General features: G+C 56.8%; 15 protein-coding genes. 13 read left to right on the forward strand and 2 right to left on the reverse strand.

Annotated features, from left to right (window positions below):
* The first annotated feature begins 98 nt into the window (after window positions 1-98).
* The 8 genes from ACOSDR_RS14895 (at window position 99) to ACOSDR_RS14930 (ending at window position 7,839) form a co-directional block, all read left to right on the forward strand.
* Window positions 99-2,315 carry a primosomal protein N' gene (locus ACOSDR_RS14895; protein ID WP_420725524.1) on the forward strand — a complete coding sequence of 739 codons (2,217 nt, stop codon included), beginning with the start codon at window positions 99-101 and terminating at the stop codon, window positions 2,313-2,315.
* 92 nt (window positions 2,316-2,407) lie between these two features.
* On the forward strand, window positions 2,408-2,962 hold the full coding sequence (pgsA, locus tag ACOSDR_RS14900; protein WP_420725523.1) for a CDP-diacylglycerol--glycerol-3-phosphate 3-phosphatidyltransferase: 555 nt from the start codon (window positions 2,408-2,410) through the stop codon (window positions 2,960-2,962).
* A 21-nt stretch (window positions 2,963-2,983) separates the two neighbouring features.
* Window positions 2,984-3,490 (forward strand): molybdopterin-guanine dinucleotide biosynthesis protein B, encoded by a 507-nt coding sequence (mobB, locus tag ACOSDR_RS14905; RefSeq protein ID WP_420725522.1) that lies wholly within the window; start codon window positions 2,984-2,986, stop codon window positions 3,488-3,490.
* A 65-nt stretch (window positions 3,491-3,555) separates the two neighbouring features.
* Complete coding sequence (locus ACOSDR_RS14910; protein ID WP_420725521.1) at window positions 3,556-5,280, forward strand: adenylate/guanylate cyclase domain-containing protein; 1,725 nt, start codon at window positions 3,556-3,558, stop codon at window positions 5,278-5,280.
* 70 nt (window positions 5,281-5,350) lie between these two features.
* Window positions 5,351-6,646: a gephyrin-like molybdotransferase Glp gene (glp, locus tag ACOSDR_RS14915; RefSeq protein ID WP_420725520.1), complete on the forward strand. Its 1,296-nt coding sequence runs from the start codon at window positions 5,351-5,353 to the stop codon at window positions 6,644-6,646.
* Window positions 6,647-6,898 carry a molybdopterin converting factor subunit 1 gene (gene moaD / locus ACOSDR_RS14920; RefSeq protein ID WP_420725519.1) on the forward strand — a complete coding sequence of 84 codons (252 nt, stop codon included), beginning with the start codon at window positions 6,647-6,649 and terminating at the stop codon, window positions 6,896-6,898.
* A 3-nt stretch (window positions 6,899-6,901) separates the two neighbouring features.
* Window positions 6,902-7,351, forward strand: coding sequence for a molybdenum cofactor biosynthesis protein MoaE (locus ACOSDR_RS14925; RefSeq protein WP_420725518.1), 450 nt, complete (start codon window positions 6,902-6,904; stop codon window positions 7,349-7,351).
* A gap of 17 nt (window positions 7,352-7,368) precedes the next feature.
* Complete coding sequence (locus ACOSDR_RS14930; protein ID WP_420731769.1) at window positions 7,369-7,839, forward strand: GNAT family N-acetyltransferase; 471 nt, start codon at window positions 7,369-7,371, stop codon at window positions 7,837-7,839.
* Here ACOSDR_RS14930 and ACOSDR_RS14935 read toward each other — a convergent pair.
* Window positions 7,834-8,340, reverse strand: a complete 507-nt coding sequence (locus ACOSDR_RS14935) for a hypothetical protein (RefSeq protein WP_420731770.1) — start codon at window positions 8,338-8,340, stop codon at window positions 7,834-7,836. The two genes, ACOSDR_RS14930 and ACOSDR_RS14935, sit on opposite strands and share 6 nt — an antisense overlap.
* Window positions 8,341-8,486: 146 nt before the next feature.
* Between ACOSDR_RS14935 and gpmI the strand changes: the two genes are divergently transcribed.
* The 5 genes from gpmI (at window position 8,487) to ACOSDR_RS14960 (ending at window position 15,077) form a co-directional block, all read left to right on the forward strand.
* Complete coding sequence (gene gpmI / locus ACOSDR_RS14940; RefSeq protein WP_420731771.1) at window positions 8,487-10,046, forward strand: 2,3-bisphosphoglycerate-independent phosphoglycerate mutase; 1,560 nt, start codon at window positions 8,487-8,489, stop codon at window positions 10,044-10,046.
* Window positions 10,033-11,424, forward strand: a complete 1,392-nt coding sequence (locus tag ACOSDR_RS14945) for a murein hydrolase activator EnvC family protein (RefSeq protein ID WP_420731772.1) — start codon at window positions 10,033-10,035, stop codon at window positions 11,422-11,424. The genes gpmI and ACOSDR_RS14945 overlap by 14 nt, the downstream gene beginning before the upstream one ends.
* A 92-nt stretch (window positions 11,425-11,516) precedes the next feature.
* Window positions 11,517-12,791 (forward strand): S41 family peptidase, encoded by a 1,275-nt coding sequence (locus ACOSDR_RS14950; protein ID WP_420731816.1) that lies wholly within the window; start codon window positions 11,517-11,519, stop codon window positions 12,789-12,791.
* A gap of 272 nt (window positions 12,792-13,063) precedes the next feature.
* Entirely contained in the window at window positions 13,064-14,434 is a 1,371-nt protein-coding gene (locus ACOSDR_RS14955; RefSeq protein WP_420731773.1) for a divergent polysaccharide deacetylase family protein, read from the forward strand.
* A gap of 97 nt (window positions 14,435-14,531) precedes the next feature.
* Entirely contained in the window at window positions 14,532-15,077 is a 546-nt protein-coding gene (locus tag ACOSDR_RS14960) for an RNA pyrophosphohydrolase (protein WP_420725512.1), read from the forward strand.
* Between the two features lie 29 nt (window positions 15,078-15,106).
* Here ACOSDR_RS14960 and ACOSDR_RS14965 read toward each other — a convergent pair whose 3' ends face one another.
* Window positions 15,107-15,823 (reverse strand): phosphoadenylyl-sulfate reductase, encoded by a 717-nt coding sequence (locus ACOSDR_RS14965; RefSeq protein ID WP_420731774.1) that lies wholly within the window; start codon window positions 15,821-15,823, stop codon window positions 15,107-15,109.
* Window positions 15,824-15,923 lie beyond the last annotated feature (100 nt).

The following is a 15,923-nucleotide window of genomic DNA, read 5'->3' on the forward strand; positions in this document are numbered from 1 at the left end:
AGCCCTATATCTGTGGGGATGATGCCCCGATTCGCGGATGTAAACCGCTTTCCTAAGCGTCTTGGATCAAACACCCGTCGATTAGAGGACAGGGGAGTATGAGCCGAAACACGCTGCCTGAAACCCAGTCTTTGTTCCCTCCCGCCCGTCGGGTCAAGGTCCTATTGCCGCTGCCGCTGGCGGGGGGCTATGACTATGGCGTTCCAGACGGGATGTCCGTGGACTTTGGCGATTTTGTCGAGGTCCCCTTGGGGGGGCGTCGCATCATCGGGATTGTCTGGGATGACCCGCCCGATCCAGACGGTGTGCCCGAATCGAAGCTGCGCCAGATTGAGGCCGTGCTGCCCGTCCCGCCCCTGCCCGATGCGTCGCGCCAGTTTGTGGAACGCATCGCAGCCTATACCCTGGCCCCGCCCGGCAGCGTGCTGCGCATGGCGATGAGTTCCCCAAAATCTCTGGAGCCACCCCCCGTGCGCACGGTCTATACCGCCGCAGACCCCGTGCCGGGGGATTTGCGCCTGACCGGTGCCAGGCGCCGCGTCATGCAGGTTGCCCAGAACAGCCCGGCTTTGTCTGCCAGCGACCTGGCGCGGGAAGCCGGCGTCACCCCCGGTGTCATTCGCGGCCTGGCCGATGCCGGCGGCCTGCTGCCCTTGCGCCTGCCGGATCGGGAAGCCTTCGATGTCCCAGATCCTGCAAAGCAGGGGCCGGACTTATCACCTGATCAGGCGAAGGCCGCCGTTGCCCTGTGTCAGGCGGTAAAGGCCGATACATTCTCTGTGACCTTGCTGGACGGCATTACCGGGTCCGGCAAGACGGAAGTTTATTTTGAAGCCATCGCGACCGCCCTCGCAGCAGATCAGACCGTACTGGTTCTGCTGCCCGAAATCGCCCTGTCCGCACAATGGCTTGAGCGATTTCAAGAGCGGTTCGGCGTCCGCCCAGCCGAATGGCATTCAGACCTGTCGCCCGGCACCCGCCGCCGCACCTGGCGCGCCGTGGCAGAAGATCGCGTCCGGATCATGGTCGGGGCCCGATCCGCCCTGCATCTGCCCTTTCGCGATCTGGGCCTGATCGTCGTCGATGAGGAGCATGACGGGTCCTTCAAGCAGGAAGAAGGCGTGATCTATCACGCCCGGGATATGGCCGTCCTGCGGGCGCAGATCTTTGAATGTCCCATCGTACTTGCCTCTGCAACACCCAGCCTGGAGACTTTGGCGAATGTGGAGGCAGGCCGATATCAAAGCCTGCATCTGACGGACCGCCATGGCACTGCCAGCCTGCCCGACATAGAAATCATCGACCTGCGCAAGACACCGCCGCCGCGCCAGAGATGGATATCGCCCCCGCTGCAGGATGCGCTGGAAGAAACCCTGGCGCGGGGGGAGCAGGCCTTGCTGTTCCTGAACCGTCGGGGCTATGCACCGCTGACTTTGTGTCGCACCTGCGGGCACAGGATAGAATGCCCGATGTGCGATGCCTGGCTGGTCGAACATCGCTTTGGCCGTCGGCTGGAATGTCATCATTGCGGCTATATGATGAAGACCCCGGAAATCTGCCCCTCCTGTGAAGATACCGGCAGCCTGGTTGCTTGCGGCCCCGGTGTCGAACGCTTGTTTGAAGAGGCCAGCGCCCTGCTGCCAGAGGCCCGAATTGAGATTGTCACGTCCGACACGCTGCAAGGCCCCTTGGCCGCCGCTGCCTTTGTGGATCGCATCACCAGTGGCGAGATCAACCTGATCATCGGAACCCAGATCGTTGCCAAGGGCTATCACTTTCCCCTGCTGACCCTGGTTGGTGTGGTGGATGCGGATCTGGGGCTGGCAGGCGGTGATCTGCGTGCGGCTGAGCGCACCTTTCAGATGCTAAGTCAGGTCGCCGGACGGGCGGGCCGTGCCGGTCATGCCGGACGGGTCCTGCTGCAGACCGCCAATCCCACAGCCTCCGTATTGCAAGCGATTGCGCATAATGACCGGAATGGATTCTATGCCGCAGAGGCAGACATGCGTCGCCAACAGACCTGGCCCCCCTATGGCAGGCTGGCCGCGTTAATCGTGTCAGGAGAGGATGAGGGCCAGGTGGAGCGGGTCGCCGCCGATCTGGCACGCACCGCACCACAGGCAGAAGGCCTGCGCGTCCTGGGTCCTGCCGCGCCACCTTTGGCCCTGTTGCGGGGTCGCTATCGCCGTCGCCTGCTGATGAAAACCGACCGCAAAATCAGCATCCAGAAGGCCGTCAGTGATTGGTTGGGCCGGGTAAAGCCCCCCACCAGTGTGCGCATCCAGGTCGACATAGATCCATACAGTTTTATGTAAGTGGTTGAATGCTGGATGCTTATGATTGCGCGACAGTCCCCGGAAGGGTAGTAAGTCTTACTTGCTATTTCCGGGAAGGACCCGCCGGTTCCATGCTGTTCAACCTGCCCAATTTATTGACCCTGTTTCGCATCGTCGCCATCGTTCCGATTGCAGCATTTATTTATGTCGATGCCTATTGGGCGCATTGGACGGCCTTTGGTCTGTTTTCCGCAGCGGGCATCACGGATTTCTTTGATGGATATCTTGCACGCTCTACGGGTCAGGTGTCCAAGCTGGGGCGGTTTCTGGACCCGATTGCCGACAAATTGCTGATCGCCGCCGTGATCTTCATGCTGGTCGCATCGGGTGGCTTGTCCGGCTGGGCGATCCTGCCGGGGCTGATCATTCTTATCCGCGAAATCACGGTATCAGGCCTGCGGGAATTTCTGGCGGAGCTGCGGGTCGGCATGCCGGTCTCAAGCCTGGCGAAATGGAAGACAACCATTCAAATTTTCGCCCTGGGATTCCTGATTGTCGGCACTGCCAGCCCGGCGATAATCCCAAGCGTCCTGATTGGTGAAATTCTGATCTGGCTCGCAGCCGGGCTGACGGTTGTCACCGGCTTTGACTATCTTCGGGCCGGTCTGAAACACATGACAGACTGACCAGCAGGGGGATGCACAAACATGCGCCTTCTGGGCATCGCGGGCTATAGCGGCTCTGGCAAGACAACCCTGGTGACCAAATTGATTCCGGCGCTGACCGCACGGGGATTGCGCGTTTCAACCATCAAACACGCGCACCACAATTTTGATGTCGATACGCCGGGCAAAGATTCCTATCAGCACCGCCATGCTGGTGCGACGGAGGTCCTGATCTCCTCTGCCAATCGCTGGGCGTTGATGCATGAACACCGCGGCGACGTAGAGCCCAGCCTGGACGATCTGGTTGGCAAATTGAGCGATGTCGATCTGGTCCTGGTGGAAGGGTGGAAATTTGGCACCCATCCAAAACTGGAAGTCCACCGCACCGCCACGGAAAAGCCGCTGTTGGCGAACAGTGATGACAATGTCATCGCAATTGCGACGGATACCGACACTTTAATGGGCGTGAAACAGCCGATCCTGCCTATTGATGACATCCCCGCGATTACTGATTTTGTGATCGGGTTTATGCGCACCGGCACAACATAAGTGAATCCCTCTTCCTGATTATCAGGAAACAGGCCAAGATGCTGAAATTAGGGAGGAGATTTGGTGTGCTGAAAGCCAATTCAATCGGGACTAAAATATACTCAATCGCCCTTGGCCTCGTGCTGTTGATGATCATCGTGTCATCCGCCTCAGTATATATGGTCAGCCGAGTCCGAACCGAATTGGAACTGCAATCAACGATCTTCCTGCCATTGAGCAACCATATCGCAGACATCGAATCCCAGGTGCTGGAGGGGGAGGTTCTGATTGAACGTCTGCGCACAGCCCTGGAGGATGAGCGTGTTCATCTGATCTCGAAAGATGTTCATAAGACAATTCGTGATGCGGGTATTGGTGTCCATGATCAGTTCAAAGGGGCCTGGTCCATTCTGGACGCGATCAATATGGATGACCTGACGAAGGCCACCGCCGTATCCACCACAAAAGTCTCTGCAGCCCTGAAATCAGTTGAGCAGCAATACCGTGATTATGAAGCGGATGTGAACCGCCTGTTGGAAGCCCATGACGCAGGCAATTTCGCCAGCATGCCCCTGCTGGATCAGATGCTGACGCAATCTGAGGCCCGGATCTACGAACAGTTGGATGCGTTGCGCCGCGAGATGGGAGATCATGTTGTTGAGGCTGTCGATCAAGTCGTCAGGCTGGACGATATTCTGGATGTTCTGATGGCGGTTCTGACCGCAATCGCCGCCTTGTTGGGCTTGATCTTCGCTGCCATGGTCACAAGCCGGATTGTCACCCCGATGAAGAGTCTGGTCGAAGGATTGAAGCGGGTTGGCGCAGGTGATCTGGAAACCACCCTGGCCGTCACAACGCGGGATGAAACAGCAACCCTGGCCATTGGCTTTAATGAAATGGTTGAAGGCCTGCGCGCCAAGGAACGTATCACCGACACATTCGGTAAATATGTCGACTCCCGCGTTGTGGACGCCCTGATCAGCAATCCGGCTATGACCAAGCCCGGTGGCGACCGGCGCTATATGACGGTCCTGTTTGCCGATATGCGGGGCTTTACCAGCCTGTCTGAGCGCCTGTCGCCGGATGCGCTGGTCACTTTGTTGAATGTATATCTGGAGGATATGTCCGTCCCGATCCAGGAAACAGACGGCGTCATCGACAAATTCATCGGTGACGCGATCATGGCGTATTGGGGCCCTCCCTTTGTGGATGCCACCCATCAGGCCCAAAATGCCTGTACAGCGGCCCTGCGCCAGTTGAACCTGATCGCAGCCTTCCAAAAGAAAGTGCCGGAAATTCTGGGGGTCAGAATTGATGGTGATCCCATCGACATCCACTCAGGCATTGCCAGCGGGCCCGCCCTGGTTGGAACCGTCGGATCCGCCCACCATCGTAATTATACGATCATGGGCGACACGGTGAATTTGGCTGCCCGGATCGAAGGGGCCTGCAAGATTTATGGCGTGCGCCTGTTGGTGGACGAAGCGACACGGAAAGACACAAAAGGCATTTTGTTCCGGGAAATTGACGCCTTGCGGGTAAAGGGGCGCAGCGAACCTGTGAAGGTCTTCGAAGCCATGGTATTCGACCCCGCACCAGAGCCCAAACAACGCCTGGCGCGATGCTTTGACACCGGTCTGTCTGCCTATCGCAGGGGCAGTATTGACGAAGCTGTCAGCGCATTTCAGAAATGCCTGGAAATCGAGCCACAGGACGGCCCGTCCAAAGTCTTTCTCAATCGGCTGGATCATCTCAAAAACTCACCGCCCCCCAGTGACTGGGATGGCGTTTTTGATATGCTAAGCAAGTAACCTGGAAATATCCCCCCACGACGGCTTACCAACAGCCCAACGATGTGGTGGAAAAGGAGGGATACGCCGAATGGCGCAACTGACCGATGATTGTTTTGCCTTTGACGGCCCGCTTATCACAGCTGCCGCCGCACTGGACCATATCCTGACAAAGCTGGTTTGTGTGGCAGAACCGGAACCCTGCCCGGTATCCAAGGCTTTGGGCCGGATTTTGGCGCAAGATGTCATCGCTCCAATGCCGATTCCGCCCTATGCCAATTCCGCCGTTGATGGATTTGCTGTTTACCATGCCGATTTATCCTCCGACAGTGACACGATCCTGCCTATTGGCGGGCGCGTTGCCGCAGGCAGACCCCTGCCACGCCCCCAGAAACGCGCCGAAGCTGTGCAAATATTCACCGGCGCCCCGATGCCACTGGGAGACGGGGTGAAAGGTCCAGATACCGTCATGATGGTTGAAGACTGTATCATTTCAGAAGATCGCCAACAGGTGACCCTTAAACCCGGAATCAAACAGGGTGCAAATTGCCGCCCGGCAGGGGATGACGTCGCAGCAGGCACCAGGATACTGACCAAAGGAACCCGTCTGCGCCCGCAGGAAGTGGGGATGATCGCCGCCTGTGGCCTGGCGGAGGTTCAAGTATTTGCCCCCCTGTCCGTCGCCTTGTTTTCGACGGGCGATGAAGTCCGGCAACCGGGAAATCCCATCCCCAATGGAACGCTGTACGATTCCAATCGCTATACAATTGGGGCCGCCTTGCAAGCCTTGGGTTGTGCGGTCGAAGATCTGGGCATCTTACCAGACGATGCGGCCGTGATCCGCCGCACATTGTCCCAGGCCGCAACGCGCCATGCCGCCATTGTCACCACGGGCGGCATGTCGATGGGGGAGGAAGATCACGTCCGCGCCGCCGTCGAAGCCTTGGGCAGTCTGAATTTCTGGCGTGTCGCAATCAAGCCCGGGCGCCCGATCGGGATGGGCCTGATCCGCCAGGAAGACGCCCCCCCTTGCGCGGTGATCGGCCTGCCGGGAAATCCGGTCGCGGCGTTGACGACATTTGCCGCATTGGCCCGGCCTGTCCTGATGACCCTGGCGGGCTTGCACGTCACCGCCCTTCCCCGGTTCCGGGTCTGTGCGGATTTTGACTATAAGAAAAAAGCCGGACGGCGGGAATTCGTCCGGGTACGTCTGGACGGGATTGACCCGAACACTGGCCTTCCCCGGGCCATTAAACATGGTCGCAGCGGGGCTGGCGTTCTATCGTCCCTGGTCGGGGCAGATGGATTTGTGGAATTGCCCGAAGATGATACCTATCTAGAGTCTGGGACGGCCGTTGATTTCCTGTCCTTCGCGGAGGTGTTTTGAATGAGAATCCTATATTTCGCCTGGCTGCGCCAGAAGATCGGCACCGGAGAGGAACAGATTGATCCCCCGGAAACGGTGGCAACCGCCGGCCAATTAATTGATTGGTTAGCGACCCGTGGCCCTGGCTATGCGACAGCGTTCAAGGATGCCCGTGCGGTTAAGATTGCTGTGAACCAGACATTCGGGGATCGCGAAACACCGATTGCCGCGAATGATGAGGTTGCCTTCTTCCCCCCTGTGACGGGCGGCTGAGACATGACGGTTCGGGTGCAATCGGAAGATTTCGATTTGGGACATGAACTGGATGCCATGACCAGGGGCAATACCGGCATTGGTGGGTTATGCAGCTTTGTCGGATTGGTTCGGGATATGAATGACGGGGCGGGTGTTGGCGGCATGGTCCTGGAACATTATCCCGGCATGACCGAAAAGATGCTGGAAGAAATTGAAGCACAGGCCCATGAACGCTGGCCATTGCAGGCCAGCCTGATTATACACCGCTATGGTCCCTTGCAGCCGGGCGATCGGATTGTTCTGGTCGCAGCCGCCAGCCCCCATCGCGACGCAGCGTTTCAGGCCTGCAATTTCCTGATCGATTGGCTGAAGACAAAAGCCCCCTTCTGGAAAGCGGAACAATTGGACAGTGGCGAAACCCGATGGGTCGAGGCCCGCGAGGGCGATGAAAAAGCAGCATCAAAATGGTAGTGGACGAGGTGGAGCGAATGGAAACAGGACCCCTGGAAATCGTGCGGGCCGGAGAGAATGATGCCGATCTGGTCGCAATCATGGTCCATCGCCTGTTACATGAAATCGGTGCCTGGCACGGTGCGCCGGATGATGAGCGTATTCACGCCGTCTGCCGCCAACTGCTGGAAGAAGACAATCAGTTCAGCGCCCTGTTAGCCTTTGATATGGAGCGACGCCCGGTTGGCGTCATGACGCTGACCGAAGCCGTCGCGATTTATGCGGAAGGGCGTTTGGGAATCATCATGGAATTGTATGTTGTCCCCGATGCGCGGTCAGCCGGGATCGGCGACCGCCTGATTCAGGAAGCCCGGCAGATTGGAAAAAGCCGCGGGTGGAAGCTGTTGGAGGTCAACAGCCCCGATGGTGAAGAATGGACCCGAACCCGAGCCTTCTATGAACGGCAGGGCTTTCGCCATGTTGGCCCGTTCATGAAGCTCGAATTATAGATAGGCAAACGCCTTTTCTTTTGACATGTCCTTCGACAGCTTCTTGGCAACGCGCGCCAATAACTTTGTGCCCACCTTTGAAATTGCCAATTGATCCGGAAAGGGTGGCCCCTTGCTTACCCGATCCACCAGACCATATTGGGCCATCAGGATCAGCAGGCGACGGATCGTTTCTCTGGAAACGCCAATGTTTCCGAAGATTTCAAACAGGGCAGACTGGCTTAGATTCGGAAAAATCCGGATGTTTCCTAGCGTGTCAACTTCATGTCGGGCCAGTAGTGCGGCGAACTGCTTTTCAGTTAAATCAGATGACGCATAATCCTCCAGAAACAAGAGGATCGTATAGCTCTGAATGCTGGAAAGCTGAACCGCATCCTGTCTTGCAAGCGGCGTTCCTATCCCGTTTAGCAGTTTCTCAACTTCCTTCTCAAACACACGCAAAGCTAAGGCTGGCGCACGCAGGGTCGGGTCGATTGGAACTACTGTTTTTTCTTTAGGCATATAGGTTCCTTTTCCCACCAATTAAACCAACGCATCCTTGGGCTTTTAACTGAGCCCAGACTGCGATAAAACCCTCCCATCAGAATCAGTATATCCCATTCTGACAAACAAAGCATTCCTCAGATACAACATAACCTGTTAGGTCAATGACTACCAACACTTCAATGACGAAACCAGTAATACTTTGCATTCTGGACGGGTGGGGCGAGCGCGCCTCAAGCGATGACAACGCTATCGTCGCGGCTCAGACCCCGGTCATGGACCGATTAAAAAAATCGAATCCATTCGCGGTTTTAGAAGCTTCTGAAACTTTTGTTGGCCTTCCCAGCGGGCAAATGGGCAATTCTGAGGTGGGTCATATGAATTTGGGGGCGGGGCGTGTCGTCTTGCAGGATTTGCCCCGAATTGATCAGGCAATCGCCGATGGCACCCTGGGACAATCGCCCAAACTGAAGGATTTTACACAGCGCTTGAAGAAGACCGGCGGCACAGCACATCTGCTGGGCCTGATTTCACCGGGCGGCGTGCACAGCCATCAGGATCACATGGTTACCCTGGCAGAACATCTGCGCGCCGAAGGTGTACCTGTCGCCATTCATGGCTTTCTGGACGGACGCGATACGCCCCCGCGCAGCGCACTTGATTATGTGAAAAAATTCCAAGCCGCCGCCCCGAATGTTCCGATTTCAACTTTATGCGGCCGATATTGGGCAATGGATCGCGACAATCGGTGGGATCGTATCCGCAAGGCATTTGACGTTATCGTTCAGGGTAAAGGCAGCGCTGCCCCAGATCCGATTGCAGCCATCGAAGCCTCGTACAACAATGACGTTTCAGATGAATTCCTGGAACCGGTCGCACTGAATGGATATCAAGGTGTTAAGGATGGCGATGGTCTTTTGATGACCGCCTTCCGGGCCGACCGCGCGCGGGAAATTCTGACTGCGCTTCTGGATCCTGAATTCAATGCTATTCCAGGATTGGCGCAACCAAACTTTGCCGCCGCTCTGGGGATGGTGGAATATTCGGACGCCCATAATGCCTTTATGGAAACCCTGTTCCCGGCAGAGGCGCTGAGCGATGTCCTGGGCGATGTCATAGCCCAGGCAGGCGGAAAACAACTGCGCATCGCCGAAACGGAAAAATATGCCCATGTTACATTCTTTTTGAATGGTGGGCGTGAAACGGTGTTTGAAGGCGAAGATCGAATCCTGATCCCCTCCCCCGATGTTGCCACTTATGACCTGAAACCCGAAATGTCTGCTGCGGAAGTGACCGACAATTTGGTGGAAGCGATTGAAAGCGGTCGCTACGATCTGATCGTCGTGAACTATGCCAATACGGATATGGTTGGCCATACCGGGGTCTTTGACGCTGCGGTCCAGGCTGTTGAAACCGTTGATCGATGCCTTGGTCGCCTGGAGGCCGCAATTCTGAAACAGGGCGGGCGGATGTTGATCACCGCAGACCACGGAAACGCGGATATGATGGTGAACCCCGATACCGGCATCGCCCATACGTCCCACACGCTCAGCCAAGTACCCTTAATTCTGGTCGGGGCCCCGGCGGAAGAAGTGTCGGGGCTGAATAACGGTCGGCTGGCCGATGTCGCCCCGACCGTATTGGACTTGTTGCGCCTGCCACAGCCAAAGGCGATGACTGGACATACCCTGCTGCAGCGCGCAGCCCGCCATGCAGCCGAATAGGCGCCTCACCCTGCCTCTTTTCCGCCCCGTCGGGCTTGCCCTGGCGATCCTTATCGGCATTGGTCTTCCCGGTCATCATGTTCTGGCCCAGACAACAACCCCGTCCGATGAGGCCCAGCGGGTTGAGACGGAGTTAAAGGCCGAACAGGAACGCAGCCGTGCCCTGGAAACCAAGGCCAGACAGCTTTCGCAAGAGTTGGAAGCGTTGCGGGTGCAACTGGTCACAGTGGCCAAAGACACTCAGTCTCGCGAGGCGCTGATTTCCAATCTGGAACTGCAAATCGAAGAACTGCGCGCCGAAACCGATCAGCGGCGATCTGTCCTGGCGGAGCGGCATCGGCAATTGACCGGCACATTAAGCGCCCTGACAGGATTATCCGAAGATGCGCCCCGTGCCTTCTTTCTGTATCCAGGCGATCCTTTGGAGGCGGTTCGGGGATCCATTCTGTTGCGCGCAGCGATACCCGTCATCGGGGAAAGAGCCTCAGTGTTGAGAGAGGATCTGGCGGCCCTGAGCGCCGTGCAGAAGGATTTGAACGGCAAACTTCAACGCCTGAACCAGGAAGATCAGTCCCTGATGCAGGACCGTGCCAAAATCGAATCCCTGCTGGAAAAAAAGCGCGCGCTGTATGATGAAACATCCCAGGCATCGCGCAAAACCAATGAGCGCCTGCGGACGCTAACAGAAAAATCGGCATCGCTGAAAGAACTGATGGCCGCTCTTGAATCGGAACGCAAGGCCCGCGAAGCACAGGAAGCCGCCCAGATACAGGCGGAAGAAGACGCCCGAAAACAGGCCCAAAACCAACCGTCTGTGACATTGCCGACGCCCAATGCGCCCCCCCCGGAACCAATTGCAAAAAACGGGGAAGCCGCCCAATTGGCGGCCCTGGCGCGCCTGCCGACGCGCAAACCCGACGGCATTCGTCCCTTCCCGGACGAGGGCGTGGTGACCGCGCCTGCCGTTGGTTCCCTGATCGTTCAGTATGGGCAGGAAACAACATTTGGCCAGATATCCAAGGGAATCGTGGTAGCAACCCGACCAGGAGCAAGCGTTCTATCACCCTTTGATGGAAAAATTGCCTTTGCGGGTCCATTTCGGGACCTTGGGCAAGTCTTGATCATTGAACATGACGGCGGATACCATACAGTACTTGCAGGCTTTCAGCGAATTGATGTCGCAACAGGTAATTGGGTTCTAGCAGGTGAACCGATTGGCATCATGCCACAGGAATACAGTACGGTCTCTGAGAGCGCCGTGGGCACAAAAACTAGTGGCGGAAACCGTCCGCAACTCTATATGGAATTACGGCGCGGCGGCCACCCGGTCAATCCGCTCCGTTGGATCACAGCTGGCAGTATTAGGATGAACGGATGATCGTGCGCGAACAAAAATCTCCCCTCTCCTCCAAACAGGGCGAGGCTGGCTCCGGGGCACGGTCCCTGCGGCATCTTGTGTTAACAGGTGCCATGCTGGGCGGCTTGTGCATGGCCTTTATGGCAAGCCCGCCGAGCATTGCCCAAGCGCAAGAGACCACGAATGCTGATGCGCCAGACACGTTCGAACTGCTGGACCTGTTTGGAGAAGTCTTCAATCGCGCCCGTGAAGATTATGTCGAAGAAGTCAGTGACAAAGAGCTGATCGAAGCGGCCATTGAAGGCATGATGAGCAGCCTGGACCCCCATTCGACCTACATGAATTCAGAATCCTTCGAAGCCCTGCAGACCCATACAAAAGGGGAATTCGGCGGCCTGGGGATTGAGGTCAATATGGATGAAAGCGGGCTGGTCAAAGTGGTCAGTCCGATTGATGATACGCCTGCGGCCCGCGCCGGCATTGAAGCAGGCGACCTGATATCCAAGCTGGATGGCGAGAATGTCAAAGGCAAGACGCTGAACGAGGCCGTGGAGATAATGCGCGGTCCTGTTGGTGCGGAAATTGTGCTGACGATCATTCGTGAAGGTGTCGCCGAACCGTTCGAAGTAACCCTCATTCGCGACAAAATTCAGGTTCAATCTGTCCGCAGCCGGGTGGAAAACAATATCGGCTATATTCGGATCACCAGCTTTTCCGGTCAGACACAATCCGGCCTGGAAAAAGCTATTGAGTCCATTCAGGACGAGGCGGGCGACGCCTTGCTAGGCTATGTTCTGGATCTGCGCAACAATCCAGGCGGATTGCTCAACCAGGGTGTCTCCGTTTCTGACAGCTTCCTGGAAAAGGGGGAAATCGTCTCCACCCGTGGCCGCACGCCTGAAAATATTCAGCGCTTTCAGGCGACGCCCGGGGATCTGACCAATGGCATGCCCATTGTCGTGCTGATTAACGGGGGATCGGCCAGTGCGGCTGAAATCGTTGCGGGGGCCCTGCAAGACCAGCATCGTGCCATTCTGTTGGGCACACAGACCTTTGGCAAAGGCTCGGTCCAGACCATTACGCCGTTAAGCCGAAATGGCTCCGCTATCAAGCTGACAACCCAACGGTTCTATACACCCAGCGGCAAATCGATCCAGCAATTGGGGATCACGCCGGACATCACCGTAGAACGCGCCCGTGTCGAAGTGATCGAGGCGACACCGCAACGCAGCGAAAAGGACCTGGCCGGATCCCTGAAAAATGAAGTCGAAGGGGCTGTCGCCACGGAAAATGTCGCCACCGATACCGCAATAGAAGACTATCAATTGGCCCGCGCACTGGATTTGATCCGTGGGATTGGCCTGTATCGCAGTCAGGCGGCAAATTAACGTCGGCACTGATTCTGTTTATGCGTATGGAACCGAGGCCAAATTCCGAATTTGGCCTCGGTTTTTTTGTGATCCCACGCCAAATCGCCCAGATACCGGGGCCGCTTGAATCACGGTGCAAATCAAGGCACATTCAAAAGGCTGATTTAGTCGGTAAGGTCGCGAAATCAGAAAGTTAGAATTAACTCTGACGGGGGAGTGATGCGGGTGCCTGCTGCGCGGCGATAAACAGCCTCGCGCACGAACCTGCCAAAGGCGCTATGAAGCTTGCGATGCCAAAGCTCAATTTTTCCGGCCTGATGGGCAAGGTCAAAGGCCTTGGCCCGGCGGTGAAGTCGATGCTTCCTGGCAAGCTGGGGGGCAGCAAGGGCGGCACCGCAACTGCCGCGCCAGAACCCGATTACGATGATATTCCCGAACATCTGCGCCCAACCTTTTTTCAGCGCAAGGCGCATGTCCTGCCCGTTTTCGCCGCCTATGGCCTTTTCCTGATGACTGGTATCGGAATTGCCGCCTATCTGCTGATCAAAGGTCCCGCGATCGAGGCGGAAATGGAAGCGAGTATCCCCCGTGCGGAGATTTCGGAGTTCCAATTCGTCGATGAAAGAGGCGAGATGGGACAGGATAGCGGCACGGCGACTACCGCTGAACCGGTTGATGCACCAGGCGAAGATACTGCCGATGCGTCCCCATCCAATGCCCCGATCGAGGCACACAGCGAACCTGCAATACCCGATCAAATGGAACAGCCCACAGATACGGCAATGACCCAAGCCGCATCCGATGCAGATGAGCCGCCCCTGGCAAATGACGGCCCAGACCCCTATGCTGGCAATCTTGCCGCCTATCCCGATCCAGGACTGATTGAAGACATTGCATCGGTTGGCGAAGTCCCAACCGCGGGAGCAGATGGACGGGTGCCGTGGAAAGTATACGCCCGCCCGTCCAGCAGCCTGGAGACCCGTCCCCGGATCGCCATCGTCGTGATTAATCTGGGGCTTTCCGTACAAGCGACGGAGGCTGCAATCGATCTGCCCGGCGCGGTCACCTTATCCTTTTCGCCCTATGCGCCGAATTTGAAGGACTGGATCGCCCAGGCACGCAATGCCGGACATGAAGTCATGGTAGGCCTTCCGATGGAGCCCCGCGATTTCCCCCGCAGCGATGCCGGCCTATTATCTCTTATGACAGGCGTTGAACCAGCCCAGAACATTCTGAACCTGCAACGCGTCATGAGCGAGGGAAGCGGATATATCGGACTGGTGAACTATCAGGGATCTGGATTTACCGCCAACCGGGCGGCACTGGAGCCTGTGATGGAAGACCTCTCCAAACGGGGGCTGGTCTATTTCGATACGCTGGACAATGCCACCAGCATCGCACCGGAAGTCGCCCAGTCCGTTGGAATGCCGCATGCTACCGCCGATATGATGATCGACGCCACCCAATCGCGGGGCAGCGTTCTGGAACATCTGACCCAATTGGAATTGTTGGCTAAAACTCAGAAGACAGCAATTGTCAGCATCAAGCCTTTTCCAATGATTTTACAACGGGTTAAGCGCTGGAGCAGAGAATTAAGTGGCAAGGGCATGGTACTAACGCCACTTTCCGGTATCATTACCGCCCGCCTTCGCGAAGGCTGACACGTTTTCGTCGGAATCGGGATGGCTGGGGCCAGCCAGACCTTGCCAAACATATAATAACGACCCCAGAAAAGGGGTCGACCAGTTGGGAGTGGAAATGACTGACACAGATGATGGGGATGTGCCAACCCGCACGGGGCCAGTGGCCATTACGGATTCCGTTGATCCGTTCAGGGATGATCCACGCCCCTATCGGCCCTGCGTCGGGCTGATGCTGTTCAACAGCAAAGGAGAAGTGTTTGTCGGCAATCGGATCGATGTGCCCGGCGATCACTGGCAGATGCCTCAGGGCGGCATTGATGACGGAGAAACGCCTTTGGATGCTGCCTTGCGGGAATTACAGGAAGAGATTGGAACCAATAAGGCCAAGGTCCTGGCAGAAAGCGCGACCTGGTACCCCTATGATTTGCCTGCGGGCCTGTCGCGCCGGATTTGGAAGGGAAAATATCGCGGTCAAACCCAACGATGGTTTGCGCTGCGGTTTCTGGGCACGGATGACGATATCGATCTGACCTGTCACAAGCCGGAATTCGGGGAGTGGCGCTGGGTGGATATCCAAACCCTTCCAGACCTGATCGTACCCTTCAAACGCCCGATCTATGAGCGGGTGCTGGCGGAGTTTTCAGATTTAGCGCATCCCTGAACCGGTCGCTTTACTCAGGCTGCGTTTATTCAGGCCGCCTGCCCCCCATACCGGTGAATGCCGCATTCCGTCTTACCCATTCCGGCCCAGCGTCCAGCCCGCGCATCTTCCCCGGGTTTAGGGGTCGATGTGCAGGGACCGCATCCGATGGATCGATAGCCGTTCAACCACAGGGGATGGCGCGGCAGGGCATAATTGTCAAAATAGGCATCGATCTGGTCAGGTGTCCAATCGGCCAATGGGTTCAGCTTCACCCGGCCCGGTCCATCCGGTTCCGCTGTTGGCAACACGGCGCGCGATCCGCCCTGGAACCTTTTGCGTCCCGTGACCCAGCAGTCAAACTGGCTTAGAGCCTGATCCAAAGGGCGCACTTTCCGGATATCACAGCACGCATCCGCATCTGATTTGTGCAGATCGCCGGTTGGATCCCCGATCGTCCGATCCGTCGCCGGGCCAATGGATCGGACATCGGTCAATCGAAAGCGATCAATCAACAAATCCCGGTAATCCAGTGTTTCCTGAAAATGCTTTCCCGTATCTATGAACAGGATCGGCGTGTGGCGATTTACCCGCGCGACAAGATCCAAGACCAGCGCAGACTCCGCCCCGAACGCAGAAACCACACAGGCGCGGCCAACAAACACTTCCTCCAACGCCTTGCTCAACAAGGGTAAGTCTGAAAGGCCGATTAAGGTATCTATCGCAGATTGATGCGAATGGGTTGGCGAACTATGGTTCATTTTCATACGGTTTCTCCATGTTAATTATAAATATATACATGTAATTTATGTGATTCAATATATTTAACACTGAAGTATGATTTTTTAGGAAATTCATGGCTATGGC

This window comes from Hwanghaeella sp. 1Z406, from assembly GCF_048892425.1.
Taxonomy (GTDB): Bacteria; Pseudomonadota; Alphaproteobacteria; order UBA8366; family Aestuariispiraceae; genus Pacificispira.